The organism is Micromonospora sp. WMMD1120, assembly GCF_029626235.1.
Classification (GTDB): domain Bacteria; phylum Actinomycetota; class Actinomycetes; order Mycobacteriales; family Micromonosporaceae; genus Micromonospora.
This window is the reverse complement of sequence record NZ_JARUBO010000005.1, coordinates 1,423,188-1,439,162: the sequence shown is the minus strand read 5'-3', so window position 1 is coordinate 1,439,162 and position 15,975 is coordinate 1,423,188. Positions and strand designations below refer to the sequence as shown.

Genomic DNA, 15,975 nt, shown 5'->3' with positions numbered 1-15,975 from the left:
TAAGGTGTCGAGAACACGCGTAAGCTGTCCGACCTGTCGCCGTGGGCGGGCCGGTCTCTCTGCCAGGAGGTGCGCTTGAGCCGCTTCGAGCGGGTACGCGGGCGGCTTCGCCGCGCCTACCAGTCACGACAGACGTCGACGGGCGCCGACGAGGTCGCTGTCGACGACCTGCCGTCGACGGCCGGGGTGGCGTCCCCCGGCGTGCCCGGTCCGAGCGCCCCACCGAGCGCCGCCGTCTACGGCGCCGAGCCTCCGGTGGACCAGCACAGCTCCACCTCCAGCCGGGACGACGCGGACGTTCCGCACGGGCTCCGGATCGCCGCGGCCTGGTGCTGGCGCCTGATCGTGATCGGCGTGGTCGCCTGGGCCCTCCTGCGGGTGGTCGGCACCATCAAGATCGTCATCATCCCGCTGGCCGTCGCGCTGCTGCTCTCCGCGCTGCTCGCGCCGGCGGTGGGCTGGCTGCTGCGGGCCCGGTTCCCCCGGTCGCTGGCGACGGCGGTGGTGCTGGTCGGCGGCCTGGCCGCGGTGATCGGCACCCTGACGCTCGTGGTCAACGAGTTCATCCGCGGTGTGCCGGAGCTGAGCGCGAAGTCCTCGGAGGGCGTCCGGCAGATCCAGAACTGGCTCAAGACGGGCCCGCTGCACCTCTCCGACACCCAACTCGACCGCTACATCGACGAGGCGCAGAACTGGATCAACGGCAACACCTCGAGGTTCACCAGCGGCGCGTTGAGCACCGCCGCCACACTCGCCGAGGTGCTGACCGGCACACTGCTTGTGCTCTTCGCGACGTTCTTCTTCCTGCGCGACGGCAACCGGATCTGGCGCTTCCTGGTCCGGCTGCTACCGGTGGCCGCGCGCTGGAAGGTCGACGACGCCGGACGCGCCTCGTGGCAGACGCTCGTCGCCTACGTCCGCGCGACGGTGCTCGTCGCCTTCATCGACGCCGTCGGCATCGGCATCTTCCTTGTCGTCTTCGACATCCCGTTCGCGTTCCCGCTGGCCGCGCTGGTGTTCCTGGGCGCGTTCATCCCGATCGTCGGCGCGGCGCTCTCCGGTGGCGTGGCAGTGCTGGTGGCACTCGTCGACAGCGGCCCGGTGACCGCGCTGATCATCCTCGGGGCGGTGATCGGTGTGCAGCAGGTCGAAGGCCACATCCTGCAACCGCTGATCATGGGACGGGCGGTCGCCCTGCACCCGCTCGCCGTGATCATCGCCATCGCCGCCGGTGTCGTCCTCGCCGGGATCACCGGCGCGCTGGTCTCGGTGCCGCTCATCGCGGTGCTGAACACGGCGATCCGCCGGCTCGCCGCCCGACGGGTCCCGGACACCCCACCCGACGCCGTGGTCGTCGCCGCGCAGGCCCCCTGACCGGGCGGCTCAGGAGTCGGCCAGACGCTTCAGGGCGCCCCGGGCGACCTCGGGGCGGGTCGTGTACCAGAACGGCGGCAGCGACCGGCGTAGGAACGGCCCGTAACCGCGGGCAGTCTCCAACCGGGAGTCGAGCACCGCGACCACGCCCTTGTCTCCGGTCGCCCGGATCAACCGGCCCACACCCTGGGCCAACCGCACGGCGGCGATCGGCACGCTGACAGCGGCGAAGCCGGAGCCGCCGCCCGCGTCCACTGCCGCGGCCCGAGCCGCCGCCAGCGGTTCGTCCGGGCGGGGGAAGGGCAGCCGGTCGATGACGACGAGTTGGCAGGAGTCGCCCGGCACGTCCACCCCCTGCCACAGCGACATCACGCCGAACAGGCAGCTCGCCCGCTCCTCCCGGAACCGGCGGACCAGCAGCGGCAGAGCCTCCTCGCCCTGCAACAGCACCGGCAGGTCGGTGCGCGCCCGCAGCAGCTCCGCCGCCTGCTGCGCGGCCCGCCGGGAGGAGAAGAGCCCGAGGGTACGACCACCGAGCGCCTCGACCAACCCGAGCAGCTCCTCCCCGGCGGCGTCGGGCAGCCCGGAGACGCTGGGTCGGGGCAGGTGCGCGGCGACGTACAGGATGCCCTGCCGGGCGTAGTCGAACGGCGACCCGACGTCGAGGGAGCGCCAACCCGGGCCCTCGGTCGCCGGCACGACGGCGTTGGGGGTGTCGCCGGCCAGCCGGCGGCCCGGCGTCTCGGCAGCCGGACGCCCCGGGCCGGTACGGGCGGCCAGCGCGGCGGCGGCGGGCGAGGGCGGGGCGGGCGGCGGCGCGTCCAGGCCGAGGGCGCGGGCGACGGTGTCGAACCGGCCGCCCAGCGCCAGGGTGGCCGAGGTGGCGACGACCGTGCGCTCGTCGTAGAGATGGGTGGCGAGGGTGCCGGCCACCGACAGCGGCGCGACCACGAGCGCCCGGCGGCTGCCGCTGTCGTTCTTCTCCACCCAGGCGACGTCGTGGTCGGCCTCCTCCAGCAGCCGCTGGGCGGTGCTGGACAGCTCGTCCAGCGCGGCCTTGGCCTGCTGCTTGCGGACCGGGTCCGGGTCGTCGGCCTTGACGTCGCCGATCGCGTCGAGAGCCGAGCGGGTGGCCGCGTCGAGCAGAGTGCACGCCTCCCGCAGCGGCGCCGGCAGCCCGGCGGTGATCCGCCCCGCCGGCGCCTCGGCCAGCCCCACGGCGAGGGCGTCCCCGGCGGCGGTGAGCGCCTCGGCGACCTCCGGCCGGAGCAGCGGTCGGGCCCGCCGGGCGGACCTGTCGATCAGCTCCGGCACCAGCTCCGCCTGGGCCGCCGAGGAGACCCGGTCGGCCAGCTCGTGCGCCTCGTCGACGATGAGCAGCTTGTGTGGCGGCACGATGTGCCGCTCGGCGAGCATGTCGACAGCGAGCAGGCTGTGGTTGGTCACCACGATGTCGGCCTCGCGGGCCCGAGCCCGGGACGCCTCCGCGAAGCACTCCTGCCCGAACGGGCAGCGGGTCGCCCCGACGCACTCCCGGGCCGGCATCGACACCAGCCGCCAGGCCTGGTCGTCGACGCCCGGGTCCAGCTCGTCGCGGTCGCCGGTGTCGGTCTTCTCGGCCCACTCGCGCAACCGCTCGACCTGCTTGCCCAGCCGACCCGCCTCGCCGAGCCACCTGGTGCCGCCACCGGGGCGTGCCGCCGGAGCGTCGAAGAGCGTGTCCTCCGGCTCCTCCTCGGTGGAGTTGTCCAGGCGGGCGAGGCAGAGGTAGTGGTGGCGACCCTTGAGCACCGCGAAGGTGGGTCGACGGCCGAGCACCGGCTCGACCGCGTCGGCGAGCCGGGGCAGGTCGTGGTCGACCAGCTGGGACTGCAACGCGAGGGTGGCGGTGGAGACCACCACCGGACCGTCCACAGTGAGCGCCGGCGCGAGGCAGGCGAGTGACTTGCCGGTGCCGGTGCCGGCCTGCACGAGCAGATGCTCGCCGGTGGCCACGCACTCCTCGATCGCCGTGGTCATCTGGAGCTGGCCGGGGCGTTCCGCGCCACCGGGCACCGCGCCGACCGCCGCCGCCAGCAGCTCGGTGCCGCTGGGCCGGGCGCCCCGCCGCCGTTTCCCGGCACGGGCCGACGGGCTGGCGGAACCGGTGGCGGTGCGGGACGGAGTCACCGTGCGACGGTACCCGGCGCCGCCGACAGCGGCCGTGCCCATCCGCCACGTGGCGTGCCGCGCGCCGGGTCGGGGTTCTGGCCGACGCCGTCCGGTTACGGCCGCACTACGTCGCGTGGGCGGGATCGGTTAGGGTGCGAATCATGCCGAGCGACGTGGTCCGAGTGATCTACCGCAAGTACGACGGCAGCGCCCACCGCGACTACCCGGCCCGCCGGCTCACCGAGGACGACCTCGGCATCTGGCTCGGCGTGCCCGAGGGCACCGAGTCGGTCTACCACGGCCGGCCGTCGGTGGAGAAGATCCCGTTCGTGCTGCTCGTGCCACATCGCGCCTGGTGGACGGCCATGTTCAACCCGCCGCCGCGCACCAGCGAGGTCTACTGCGACATCGCCACCCCGGCCCGCTGGGAATCGGACGACACCGTTCACCTCATCGACCTGGACCTGGACGTCGTGCGGCGACGGGCCACCGGCCTGGTCGAGTTGCTGGACGAGGACGAGTTCGCCGAGCACCGGGCCCGGTTCGGCTACCCGGACGACGTGGTGGTCGAGGCCGAGGCCGCCGCCCAGCGGCTGTTCACGTCGCTCGGCGACGGCACCGAGCCGTTCGCGACCGCGTACCGCAAGTGGTTGGCCCTGGTGGTCTGAGCCGCGGCTGGCGGGCGGAAAGCCGGCCGCTGGGTGATGATCCGTGCATGGACGCACCTCGGCAACGGCGGATCGTGGCACCGGACGGCGGCTCGGTGGGGGAGTTGTTACGGGTCACCGCGCCCGTTGACCTCGGCGCGATCGACCCCCGGTCGACGCCCGGCCTGCCGTCCGTCGAAGGGCCCGGTGAGCACCGGAAGGCGTGGGCGCGGGAGCAGGTGGAGCTGGTCGGCGCCGAGCTGGGCCGGCAGCAGGAGATGCTGTTCGCGACCGCCAAGGCCGGGTCGGGGGACCCGGCGCGGCGGGTGCTGCTGGTGCTCCAGGCGATGGACTGCGGCGGCAAGGACGGCACGATCAAGCGGGTGGCCGGTGCGATGAACCCGCTGGGCCTGCACATCCGGTCGTTCGGGCCGCCGACGGAGGAGGAGCTGCGGCACGACTTCCTCTGGCGGGTCCGCCGGGAGCTGCCGCCGCCGGGGTACGTGGGGATGTTCAACCGGTCGCACTACGAGGACGTGCTGATCGCCAGGGTCGGCGTGCTGGTGCCGGAGGCGACCTGGCGGGCCCGCTACGACGAGATCAACTCCTTCGAGCGGGAGTTGACCGAGGGTGGCGTGACGCTGGTCAAGGTGATGTTGCACATCTCGTACGCGGAGCAGGGGCAGCGCCTGCTGGAGCGGCTCACCGACCCGCGCAAGCACTGGAAGTACAACCCCTCCGACATCGACTCCCGGGCGCGCTGGGACGACTACCAGGCGGCGTACGCCGAGGCCCTGAGCCGGTGCGGCACGGACGCCGCGCCCTGGTTCGTGGTGCCGGCGGACCGCAAGTGGTACAGGGACTGGGCCGTCGCGCACCTGCTGCGTGAGACGTTCGACACCCTCGATCTTGGGTATCCGGCGGCCGATTTCGACGTTGCACGGGAGCGGCAACGCCTCCTCGCTGGGGGAGCGGGTGCGGGTGGGGCAGCCGAGATGAACAGCAGGTGAACGAGCGGTGAATGACGCCTGGCCAGGGGTGGGCCGGCGAATTCGCGGATCTGCCGTTTCCTAGCATTCACCGAGCGGGCGTCCGCTGGGCACCGCCACCCTTCCACCGACGCGACGAGGTCTGTGCTGTGAAGTTTTCCTTCCGCCCCACCGAGGGCGCCTTCTACGAGCTCTTCACCAGGGCCGCGCAGAACCTGGTCCGAGGCACCGAGCTGCTCAACGAGCTGGCCCTGCCCGGCGTGGACGTGCAGTCCGTCAGCGAGCGGCTGACCGAGGTCGAGCACGACAGCGACCAGATCACCCACGAGCTGTACAAGAAGATCAACTCGACCTTCATCACCCCGTTCGACAGGGAGGACATCTACCGGCTGGGCTCGCTGCTGGACGACGTGATGGACCACCTGGAGGCGGTCGGCGACCTGCTCTACCTGTACGGGTTGACCGAGCTTCCGGCGCTGCCCCGCGAGCTGCACGAGATGGTGAACGTGCTCGACCAGCAGGCCAAGCTCACCGCCGACGCGATGCCCCGGCTGAAGTCGATGAAGGATCTCGAGGACTACTGGATCGAGTGCAACCGGCTCGAGAACGAGGGCGACCGGATCAACAGGCAGCTGCTCGTCCGGCTCTTCTCCGGTGAGTACGACGCGTTGACGGTGCTGAAGATGAAGGAGGTGGCCGACGAGCTGGAGGCCGCCTGCGACGCATTCGAGCACGTGGCCAACACCGTCGAGACCATCGCCGTCAAGGAGTCCTGAGCCGGTGTCCCCTGAACTCATCGCCGTACTGGCGGTGATCGCGGTGGCCCTGGCGTTCGACTACACCAACGGCTTCCACGACGCCGCCAACGCGATCGCGACAAGCGTCTCCACCCGGGCGCTGACCCCCCGGATCGCCCTCGGGCTCGCCGCCGTCGGCAACTTCGTCGGCGCGCACTTCGGCGCGGGGGTGGCCAAGACCGTCGGTGACGGTCTGGTCACCCTCCCCACCGGGATCAGCAGCCTCGGGGTGGTCTTCGCCGGGGTGCTCGGCGCCATCGCCTGGAACCTGATCACCTGGTACTTCGGCCTGCCCTCGTCGTCCTCGCACGCGCTCTTCGGCGGCCTGGTCGGCGCGACCCTGCTGTCCACCGGCGGCATCGTGCAGTGGGTCAACATCGGCGAGAAGGTGCTGCTGCCGATGGTGCTCTCGCCGATCGTCGGCCTCACCCTCGGCTACCTGCTGATGCTCGCCATCCTCTGGCTGTTCCGGAAGGGGCAGCCGGGCAAGCTCAACCGGGGCTTCCGGTGGGCGCAGACCGCCTCGGCCGCCGCCATGTCGGTCGGTCACGGCATGCAGGACGCCGCCAAGACCATGGGCATCGTGGTGCTGGCGCTCTACACCGGCGGCTTCCAGGAGAGCAAGACGCACATCCCCGGATGGGTGTTCTGGACCTCGGCGACGATGCTGGCCCTCGGCACGTACGCCGGTGGTTGGCGGATCATCCGCACCCTGGGCCGCAAGATCATCGACCTGGGACCGCCGGAGGGCTTCGCCGCCGAGACGGTCGCCAGCGCGGTGCTCTACTTCAACGCCCTGGTGCTCAAGGCGCCCATCTCCACCACCCACACGATCACCTCGGCGATCATGGGGGTGGGGGCGACCAAGCGGCTCTCCGCGGTGCGCTGGAACGTCGCCGGCAACATCGTGCTCGCCTGGATCATCACGTTCCCGGCTGCCGCGCTGATCGCCTGCGTCACGTACCTGCTGGTCCGGCCACTCTTCGGCTGACCGGACCCGACGTGTGAAAGGCCCCCCGCTCGGGCGGGTTCTAGCGATCCCCGCAACACCCTGAAATCCAGGGAGTTGCGGGGATCGTGGGTTTTGAGGACTTGAAGGTGAAGTTCTTCGAGGCGCTGGACCGGGAGAACGGCAGCGTCTCGGGAGCTGCTCGGGCGGTCGGGGTGAACCGTGCGACGGCGTTCGGGTGGGCGCGCAAGGCCGGTGTTCGTGGTCGTGGGAAGACGGGCACGAGCGGGCATCCGGGTCGGGTGGAGTATGAGCGGCTTCGGGCGTGCGGGGTGCGACGGCGCGACGCTGCGGCGCAGGTCGGGGTCCACGAACGCACTGCCCGGGACTGGGACCGTGGTATCCGGAAGATCGGCAACGCGCGCCTGCACCCCGATGGACGCAGGATCGACTACACAACGGGCATGACCAGCCTCATTGCCGCCACGTCAGCGTCGTCTCTCGCGGCGGTCGAGGCCGAGTTGCACGCTCGGTTCCTCACCGTCGGTGAGCGGGAATTGATCGCTGACATGCGTCGTGAGGGCCGGTCACTACGCGCGATCGGACGGGAACTGGGCCGACCGGCATCCACCGTCAAACGCGAGGTCGATGCCCGTGCAGTCGATGGTGTCTACCAGCCGCATCGGGCGCAGCGGGCGTGGGCGAAGAGCCGGTCACGCCCCAAGGAGTCCAAGCTTGCCCAGGACGGTCCGCTGCGCGAGTTCGTCGCGGACAAGCTTCGGGAACAGTGGTCACCTGAGCAGATCTGTCACGCTCTGCTCATCGAGTTCCCCGACGACGAGAGCATGCGGGTGAGTCCGGAGACGATCTACCAGGCGATCTACGTCCAGGCCCGTGGCGGGCTGCGCCGCGAGGTCGCGGTCGCACTGCGCACTGGGCGCACCCGCCGCAAGCCACACCGCGGTCCGCAGCAGCGCACCCGCCGCTTCGTCGACGAGATGGTGATGATCTCCCAACGACCCGCCGAGGTCGAGGACCGGGCGGTTCCCGGCCACTGGGAAGGCGATCTGATCGTCGGCCCCCGCAGCGAAAGCGCGATCGTGACTCTGGTCGAGCGCTCCACCCGCTACGTCCTGCTCGGGCACCTGCCCGGCGGACACACCGCCGAGGAAGTCCGTGACGTGCTGGTGCCCTTGATCCAAACCCTGCCCGCACACCTACGCGGCTCGCTGACCTGGGACCAGGGCTGCGAGATGGCCGCGCACAAGCAGTTCACCGTGGCCACGGGCGTGCCGGTCTACTTCTGCGACCCGCACTCACCCTGGCAACGCGGATCAAACGAGAACACCAACGGCCTGCTGCGGCAGTACTTCCCCAAGAGCACCGACCTGTCCGTGCACAGCCCCGAAGACCTCGAACACGTCGCGCAACGACTCAACAGCCGACCACGCAAAACGCTCGGCTGGCGAACCCCAGCCGAGCGCCTGCGTGATCTACTGACGACCACATAAACCATCAGGTGTTGCGAGGACCCCAAGAATCCGCCTCGGCGGGGGGCCTTTCGCGTTCACGCGTAGCGCACGCCGATCTGCTCGCGGACCGTGTCCAGCAGAGCCATCACCTCGAGGGTCGTGCTGTGCGGGACCAGCGGACTCTCGGTCAGCCCGGCGGCGAGGCAGCGCTGCACCTCGATCGCCTCGTACTGGTAGCCGTTGCCGGCCTCGTCCGCGACGATCGTCTCCGGCTCGACGCCGGCCCGGTGCAGTGTCACCGAAGCCGGCCGGAAGAACGGCTCCGGCAGGTCGACCCGACCGGTGGTGCCGGTGATCGACGCGGACAACTGGGTGGCGCCGACCATGCCGCAGCTGAGGGTCGCCAGCGCGCCGTCGTCGTAGCCGAACAGGATGCCGGTGTTCTCGTCGGTGCCCTCCGGGCCGAGCCGCGCCCAGGACCGGATGTGCTGCGGCACCCCGAGCAGCAGGTGGGCCAGGCTGATCGGGTAGATCCCCAGGTCGAGCAGGGCACCCCCGCCCAGCGCCGCGTTGCGCATCCGGTGCTCGGGCGGGAACGGCCCGGCCACCCCGAAGTCCGCCCGGACGCCGGTGACCGCGCCGATCGCCCCGTCCGCGACCAGCTCGACCACCCGCCGGATCAGGGGGTTGGTCCGCATCCACATGGCCTCCATCAGGAAGACCCCGGCGGCGCGGGCCGTCTCCACAACCTCGGTGCTGGTGGCCAGGTCGAGGGTGAACGGCTTCTCCAGCAGCACCGCCCGACCGGCGGTGAGACAGGTCATCGCCGCCTCGTGGTGCGCGGAGTGCGGCGTCGCCACGTAGATCGCGTCCACCTCCGGATCGGCGGCCAGCTCCACCCACGAGCCGTAGGCGCGCTTCGCGCCGTAGGTGTCGGCGAAGCGCCGCGCGCTGTCGGCGGCGCGGGAGCCGACCGCCACCAACTCGGCGTCCGGCACCAGTCGGAGGTCTTCGGCGAAACGGCTGGCGATGTGGCCGGTGGCCAGGATGCCCCAACGAGTCATGCCGGAAACGCTAGCCCCCACGGTCGCCGGCTCGACCGCCCCACCCCTCGACGGCCGACCACCTATTGCATCGCCCTTTGCTCTGCCGCCGCCGATGCGCCAGCACGGCTGCTCGGGGTGGTGCGTCAACGGCGGCAGAGCAAAGGGCGTGCTCGGGGGTGGCCCGGCCCGGGGAACTAGGCTCGCGAGCATGACGATCGACAGCGACGGCTTCCCCGCCCCGGCCGCCCTGGTCGAGCACGCCCGCCGGTTCCGCGCCGAGGGTGGCGTCCCGGCCACGCCGCGGGTCGCGGCCACCGTCCTGCTGCTGCGTCCGACCGACACCGACTTCGAGGTGTACGTCATCCGCCGGGTCGCCGCGATGACCTTCGGCGGGATGTACGCGTTCCCGGGCGGCGGGGTGGACCGCTCCGACTCGGAGACACACCTCGACTGGGCCGGGCCCACGCCGAACGACTGGGCGGGCCGCCTCGGCGTGGCTCCGGACGCCGCCCAGGCGGTGGTCTGCGCCGCCGCGCGGGAGGTGTTCGAGGAGGCGGGCGTGCTGCTCGCCGGCCCGGACCGGGGGACGGTGGTGGGCGACGTCAGCGGCGACGACTGGGAGGCCGCCCGGCAGGACCTGGAGGGGCGTCGGCTGGGCTTCGCGGCGCTGCTCGCCGACCGCCGGCTCACCCTCCGGTCGGACCTGCTGCTGCCCTGGAGCCGGTGGATCACTCCCGAGTTCGAGCCGCGCCGCTTCGACACGTACTTTTTCGTCGCCCTGCTGCCGGCGGGCCAGCGGACCCGCGACGTCTCCGGCGAGGCCGACCACACGCTCTGGATCCGACCGGCGGACGCGCTGGCCCGGGCGCGGGCCGGCGAGCTGACCATGCTGCCACCGACCCTCGTCACGTTGGCGGAGGTGGCGGCGGCCGGTGACCTGGCCGGAGTCGCGCGGGCGGCGGCCGACCGGGACGCCGCCACCCCCATCACCCCACGCCTGGACGTCCCACCGAACGGCGAGCCCCGCTTCGTGCTGGCCTGATTGGGCCGGGGCCGGGCCGGCGGCCGGCGGCCGGGGCGGGGGCCGGGGCCGGCGGCCGGCGGCCGAACAGACGACACCGGCGCCCACGCCGGGAGGGCGGGGCGCCGGTGACCGGACGTCTTCAGCTCAGCCGAAGCGGCCGGTGATGTAGTCCTCGGTCTTCTTCACGCTCGGGTTGCTGAAGATCTTCTGGGTGTTGTCGTACTCGATGAGGCGGCCCGGGTCGCCGGTCTTCTCGATGGAGAAGAAGGCGGTCCGGTCCGACACCCGCGCGGCCTGCTGCATGTTGTGGGTCACGATGATGATCGTGAACTTGTCCTTGAGCTGGAACATCAGGTCCTCGATCGCCAGCGTGGAGATCGGGTCCAGGGCCGAGCAGGGCTCGTCCATCAGGACGACCTGCGGCTCGACCGCGATGGTCCGGGCGATGCAGAGCCGCTGCTGCTGACCACCGGAGAGGCCGGCGCCGGGCTTGCCCAGCCGGTCCTTGACCTCGTCCCACAGGTTCGCCGAGCGCAGCGCCTTCTCGGCGGCCTCGTCCAGGATCGACTTCTTCCGGACGCCGTTGAGCTTCAGCCCGGCCACCACGTTCTCGAAGATGCTCATGGTGGGGAACGGGTTCGGCCGCTGGAAGACCATGCCGATCATGCGCCGGACCGCCGTGACGTCCACGTCCCGGTCGTAGATGTCCTGGTCGTCGATGGTCAGGCTGCCCTCGACGCGGGCGCCCGGCAGCACCTCGTGCATCCGGTTGATCGACCGCAGGAAGGTCGACTTGCCGCACCCGGACGGCCCGATGAGGGCGGTGACGGTCTTCGGCTCGACCGTCAGGTTGATGTTCTCGATCGCCTTGAACCCGCCGTAGTAGGCGGTGACGTTCGAGGCTTCGACGCGCTTGGCCATTGTGGTACCTCCGGGGTTCATCGGCTGAGCCGGTTGCGACGGGCCAGCAACTTCGCCGCGATCGTCAGGATGAGCACGAGGGCGACCAGGGTGAGTGCCGCGGTCCACGCCCGTGCCGGCGAGTACTTCGACGCCTCGCCGGCCTGCTGGTAGACGAAGAGGGCCAGCGACGACTGGTTGTTCTCGAAGGGGTTGAAGTTGATCGCCGCGCCACCGCCGGCGACCAGGAGCACCGGCGCGGTCTCACCGGCCGCGCGGGCGATCGCGAGCATGACGCCGGTGACGATGCCGGGCAGCGCGGTGGGAAGCACCACCCGCAGGATCGTCTTCCACTTGGGTACGCCGAGCGCGTACGCGCCCTCGCGCAGCGGGGCCGGCACGAGGCGGAGCATCTCCTCGGTGGACCGGACGATGGTGGGCAGCATCAGTACGGCGAGGGCCAGCGCGGCGGCGAAGCCGGAGAAGCTCGGCCGGCCGTCGTTGAACCACGGCGAGACGATCAGCACCCAGAACGCCAGCACGAAGAGGCCGGTGACGATCGACGGGATACCCGTCATCACGTCCACGAAGAACCGGATCGCGAAGGCGAAGCGGCCGCGGCCGTACTCGACGACGTAGATGGCGCAGAGGATGCCGAGCGGCACGGTGATCAGGGTGGCGATGCCGACCTGCTCCAACGTGCCGACGATCGCGTGGTACGCGCCGCCGTTCGGGTCGCGGGCCCCGATGTTGTTCATCGAGCTGTTGAAGAAGTCGCCGTCCAGTCGCTCGGCGCCCTTGCTGACCAGCGTCCAGACGACCGACGCGAGCGGCAGCACCGCCAGCACGAACGCGGAGTGGATCAGCGCGCTCCAGGTGCGGTTGCGCGCGGACCGGCGCCCCTCGACCGCGTTGGCCGCGGCGAATAGCCCGACCAGGTAGAGGATCGCGCCCAGGACGATCACCAGGACCGGGCCGCCGATGCCCGCGCCGTAGACGATCACGGCGGAGAGCGCGAGGGCCGCCACGGCGATGACCGGCGCGGCGTACCAGGGCAGCCGCTTGGCCCGCAGCGAGGGCGGCTGGGCCGGCGGGCGGGTGCGGGGGGAGGTGACGGTTGTGGTCATGCGGCGGACTCCGTGAACTCCCGGCGGCGGTAGATGATCGCCCGCGCGATGATGTTGACGATCAACGTGATCGCGAACAGCACCAGGCCGGAGGCGATCAGAGCGCCCCGTCCGGTCTCGTTCGCCTCGGCGAACCGGTTGGCGATGTTGGCCGCGATGGTGTTGCCACCGGATTCGAGCAGGTTGAACGAGATGGCGTAGGTGGAGCCGAGGGTCAACGCCAGCGCGATGGTCTCACCCAGCGCGCGACCCAGGCCGAGCATCACGGCGGCGATGATGCCGGGGCGGCCGTACGGCAGCACAGCGGTACGCAACATCTCCCAGCGGGTGGCGCCCAGCGCGATGGCGGCCTCCTCGTTGGCCTTCGGCGTCTGGAGGAACACCTCGCGGGTGAGCGAGGTGACGATCGGCAGGATCATGATCGCCAGTACCAGGGAGCCGAGCAGGATCGAGTTGCCGTAGGGGCCGTCGCCGCCGAAGATCGGGAGCCAGCCGAAGTAGGTGTTGAGCCACACCGAGAGGTCCGACACCGGCCCGATGAGGTAGTCGCGGCCCCAGAGGCCGAACACCACGCTGGGTACGGCCGCCAGCAGGTCGATCAGGAAACCGAGGCCGTTGCCGAGCCTGCGGGGGGCGTAGTGGGACAGGTAGAGCGCGATGCCCATGGCCACCGGCACCGCCATCAGCAGCGCCAGGGCGGCGGTGAGCACGGTGCCGAAGGCGAGCGCGCCGATGCCGAACGTGGGCGGGCTGTCGTTCGGGAACCAGCCCTCGAAGGTCCAGAAGTTCGCGGAGTTGGCACGTAGGGCCGGGATCGCCTTCGCGATCAGGAAGACCGCGATGGCCACGATGATGACCAACACTGTCGTCCCGGCAGCCAGGGTGAGGCCACGGAAGGCCCGCTCGGCGCCGAACTTTCGGTTGCGGGGCAGCGCGCCACCGCCGCCGCCGAACCCGGCGCCGCCCGGGGAACGGGTGCTGACTGGTGCCTCGGCCACACGCGCCGAGGCACCGGCGGGCCACTCGTGACTCTGGGTCACGCGCGTCCCGCCGGTGCCGGCGTCGGCCGAGCGGTGAGGGGTTTCACCCATCTGCTCGCTCGATTCGGTTGCGGAGGTGGATTCGGGTCAGGAGAGGTTCTTGACCGCGGTCTCGACCTTGGTCCGGACGGTCTCCGGCAGCGGGGCGTAGCCCAGCTCGGTCAGCGAGTTCTGGCCCTCGGCGCTGGCGGCGTGGGTCAGCAGACCCTTGACCAGCTTCAGCTTGTCGGCAGCGAGGCCCTTGCTGCAGACGATCTCGTACGTCGCCAGGACGATCGGGTACGCCCCGGCCTCCTTAGTGTTGTAGTCGATCGACAGCTTGAGGTCGTCGCCCTGGCCCTCGACCTTGGCCCCGGCGATGGTCTTGCCGGCGGACTCGGCGGTCAGCGCCGCCCACTCGCCGGCGCCGTTCTGCACCTTGGCCATGTTCAGCCCGGAGTTCTCGGCGTACGACCACTCGACGTAGCTGATGGTGCCGACCGTGCTCTTGACCTTGCTGGCCACACCGTCGGACTTGGCGGCGCCGACGCCGCCCGGGGCCTTCCACGCCTTGGCGTTGCCGAAGGTCCAGTCCGCCTCGGCGGTCTTCGACAGGTACTTGGTGAAGTTGTCGGTGGTGCCCGACTCGTCCGAGCGGTGCACGGTCTGGATGGCGGCGGACGGGAGCTTGGCGTCCGGGTTGTCGGCCTTGATCGCCGGGTCGTCCCACTTGGTCACCGTGCCGGCGAAGATCTTCGCCAGGGTGGCCGGCTTGAACTGGAGGTCCTTCACGTCGCCGCCGGCGTTGTAGACGACCGCGACCGGACCGATCACCATCGGCAGGTGGATGGCCTTGCCGCCGGTGCACTTGGCGTCGGCCTGCGGCTGCTCCTCCGGCTTGAGCGCGGAGTCGGAGCCGGCGAAGTCGGCGGTTCCGGCGATGAACGCCTGGATGCCGGCGCCGGAGCCGGAGGACTCGTAGTTGATTGTGGTGCCCTGGCACTTCTGCTGGTACGCCTTGATCCATTCGGCCATGGCGTTCTTCTGCGCAGAGGAGCCCTGGGCGTTCACCGTGCCGGTGGCGCAGTCGACCGCGGCGGTCGAGCCCGAAGCGCTGGTGCTGGGCTCGTTGTTGTCCGAGCCGCAAGCACTGAGACCGAGCGTCGCAGTAAGAGCGAGGCAGGCAATAGTGCCGTACCGCTGGAGCTTCACCTGAGGGGTTTCCCTTCGCGTCTGACTTGGCACCCCGATCCCGGGGTCCGTGGACCGGCGCTGACCGGCTGACACGAAAGTTAGAAGTGCCAGGTAGCCGGTTCGCCGGTCGCAAATGAACGCGAGGTGAACACGTGCGGCCGTCCAGGTGACCGCATGCTGAGGGTGAGTTGTCCGTTAAGTGAACCGGGGTACACCTGTCGGAAGTATGCGGATATTTCCGGTTCGCCGTTATCCCGCCGACGCCCGCCCGTTACCGACCGGTGACCCGGCCGCCTCGGCGGCCCCGGTGTCGACCAGTGGGCCGGTCGGTGGAGGCGGTCAGCCCAGGTGGTAGTTGATGTGCGCGGACCAGCGGGCGAAACCCAGCCGTTCGTAGAGCGCGACAGCACCGGTGTTCGACTCGTCCACGTAGAGCATCACCCGGTCCAGGCCACGCCGGTCCCGCAGGTACGCCAGGCCGGCGGTGGTCAACGCCCGACCGAGCCCGCCACCGTGCGCGGTCGGCTCCACGCCCAGCACGTACACCTCGCCGATCCGGGCCGACCCCGGCCGCTCGTGCACCTTGGTCCAGTGGAAGCCCAGCAGCCGACCGGTCGCCGTCTCCTCGGCGAGCAGGAAGCCCTCCTTGTCGAACCACGGCTCGGCGAGCCGGACCCGCAGGTCGTCGGAGGTCCAGCGGCCCTGTTCGGGATGCTCGGCGAAGGCCCGCGCGTTGAGTTCCAGCCAGGCCGCGTCGTCCGATCCGGGCCGGAAGGCGCGCAGCGTCACCCCGTCGGGCAGACGCGGCTCGCCCAACGGGCCGGCCAGGGGTCGGCGTAGCTGCCAGAGCACCCGTGCCCGGGTGAACCCGAGATCCACACCGAGGGCCGCGGCCGAGGGGTGGTCGCCGTGCGCCCAGGCCCGCAGCGGCCCGGTGGCGGAGGCGAGTACCCCCCGGGCCAGGGCGCGGCCGGTGCCCCGCCGGCGGTACGCGGGGTGCACCACCAGCTCGACCCCGATCCCGCCGACCGGGTCGGTGGTGTCCAGGTGCGCGTACCCGGTCAGCGTGCCGTCGTCGGCGCGGGCGATCAGGTGCAGGGCCGGGGCGTCCGGCTCGCGGAGTCGCAGCAGCACGTGCTCGTCGAGCGGGCTCGCCCCGTCGGTGTCGCCCGCGACACCGGCGAGGGCCAGCACGTCGGCGATCTCCACGGGCGTCAGCCGCTCGCTCCGGGTTACCTGATCGCTGGTCGGCTCCGCGCTGCTCATCCCGCCACCGTATCCGTTAC

14 protein-coding genes are annotated in these 15,975 nt (G+C 71.1%); 7 read left to right on the top strand and 7 right to left on the bottom strand.

What is annotated here, in order from left to right; all coding sequences use genetic code 11:
- Positions 1 to 24 precede the first annotated feature (24 nt).
- Positions 25 to 1,374, top strand: coding sequence for an AI-2E family transporter (locus tag O7634_RS06850; protein WP_347404307.1), 1,350 nt, complete (start codon positions 25 to 27; stop codon positions 1,372 to 1,374).
- Positions 1,375 to 1,383: 9 nt separating this feature from the next.
- Here O7634_RS06850 and O7634_RS06845 read toward each other — a convergent pair whose 3' ends face one another.
- The gene (locus O7634_RS06845; RefSeq protein WP_278149298.1) at positions 1,384 to 3,585 is read right to left on the bottom strand and encodes an ATP-dependent DNA helicase; all 2,202 of its coding nucleotides are present in this window, start codon (positions 3,583 to 3,585) and stop codon (positions 1,384 to 1,386) included.
- Between the two features lie 101 nt (positions 3,586 to 3,686).
- On the opposite strand from O7634_RS06845, the gene O7634_RS06840 reads away from it, so the two are divergent.
- The 5 genes from O7634_RS06840 (at position 3,687) to O7634_RS06820 (ending at position 8,418) form a co-directional block, all read left to right on the top strand.
- Complete coding sequence (locus tag O7634_RS06840; protein WP_278149297.1) at positions 3,687 to 4,193, top strand: DUF402 domain-containing protein; 507 nt, start codon at positions 3,687 to 3,689, stop codon at positions 4,191 to 4,193.
- A 47-nt stretch (positions 4,194 to 4,240) separates the two neighbouring features.
- Positions 4,241 to 5,182: a PPK2 family polyphosphate kinase gene (locus O7634_RS06835; protein ID WP_278149296.1), complete on the top strand. Its 942-nt coding sequence runs from the start codon at positions 4,241 to 4,243 to the stop codon at positions 5,180 to 5,182.
- A gap of 128 nt (positions 5,183 to 5,310) precedes the next feature.
- Positions 5,311 to 5,937, top strand: coding sequence for a DUF47 family protein (locus O7634_RS06830; RefSeq protein ID WP_121653529.1), 627 nt, complete (start codon positions 5,311 to 5,313; stop codon positions 5,935 to 5,937).
- A 4-nt stretch (positions 5,938 to 5,941) separates the two neighbouring features.
- Positions 5,942 to 6,949, top strand: a complete 1,008-nt coding sequence (locus tag O7634_RS06825) for an inorganic phosphate transporter (RefSeq protein WP_278149295.1) — start codon at positions 5,942 to 5,944, stop codon at positions 6,947 to 6,949.
- Between the two features lie 290 nt (positions 6,950 to 7,239).
- Positions 7,240 to 8,418, top strand: coding sequence for an IS30 family transposase (locus tag O7634_RS06820; RefSeq protein ID WP_278153813.1), 1,179 nt, complete (start codon positions 7,240 to 7,242; stop codon positions 8,416 to 8,418).
- 56 nt (positions 8,419 to 8,474) lie between these two features.
- Here O7634_RS06820 and O7634_RS06815 read toward each other — a convergent pair whose 3' ends face one another.
- Complete coding sequence (locus O7634_RS06815; protein WP_278149294.1) at positions 8,475 to 9,443, bottom strand: Gfo/Idh/MocA family oxidoreductase; 969 nt, start codon at positions 9,441 to 9,443, stop codon at positions 8,475 to 8,477.
- Between the two features lie 190 nt (positions 9,444 to 9,633).
- Here O7634_RS06815 and O7634_RS06810 point away from each other — a divergent pair, with 190 nt between their 5' ends.
- A complete protein-coding gene (locus tag O7634_RS06810; protein WP_278149293.1) occupies positions 9,634 to 10,467 on the top strand; it encodes an NUDIX domain-containing protein in 834 nt (277 codons plus the stop codon).
- A gap of 126 nt (positions 10,468 to 10,593) precedes the next feature.
- Here the strand turns inward: O7634_RS06810 and pstB are convergent, their stop codons facing one another.
- The 5 genes from pstB to mshD form a co-directional block, all read right to left on the bottom strand.
- Complete coding sequence (pstB, locus tag O7634_RS06805) at positions 10,594 to 11,370, bottom strand: phosphate ABC transporter ATP-binding protein PstB (protein WP_151488544.1); 777 nt, start codon at positions 11,368 to 11,370, stop codon at positions 10,594 to 10,596.
- Between the two features lie 17 nt (positions 11,371 to 11,387).
- A complete protein-coding gene (gene pstA, locus O7634_RS06800) occupies positions 11,388 to 12,476 on the bottom strand; it encodes a phosphate ABC transporter permease PstA (protein ID WP_278149292.1) in 1,089 nt (362 codons plus the stop codon).
- Entirely contained in the window at positions 12,473 to 13,567 is a 1,095-nt protein-coding gene (gene pstC / locus O7634_RS06795) for a phosphate ABC transporter permease subunit PstC (RefSeq protein ID WP_278149291.1), read from the bottom strand. The genes pstA and pstC overlap by 4 nt, the downstream gene beginning before the upstream one ends.
- A gap of 36 nt (positions 13,568 to 13,603) precedes the next feature.
- Positions 13,604 to 14,707, bottom strand: coding sequence for a phosphate ABC transporter substrate-binding protein PstS (pstS, locus tag O7634_RS06790; protein WP_278149290.1), 1,104 nt, complete (start codon positions 14,705 to 14,707; stop codon positions 13,604 to 13,606).
- Between the two features lie 321 nt (positions 14,708 to 15,028).
- Positions 15,029 to 15,955: a mycothiol synthase gene (mshD, locus tag O7634_RS06785; protein ID WP_278149289.1), complete on the bottom strand. Its 927-nt coding sequence runs from the start codon at positions 15,953 to 15,955 to the stop codon at positions 15,029 to 15,031.
- Between the last annotated feature and the right edge of the window lie 20 nt (positions 15,956 to 15,975).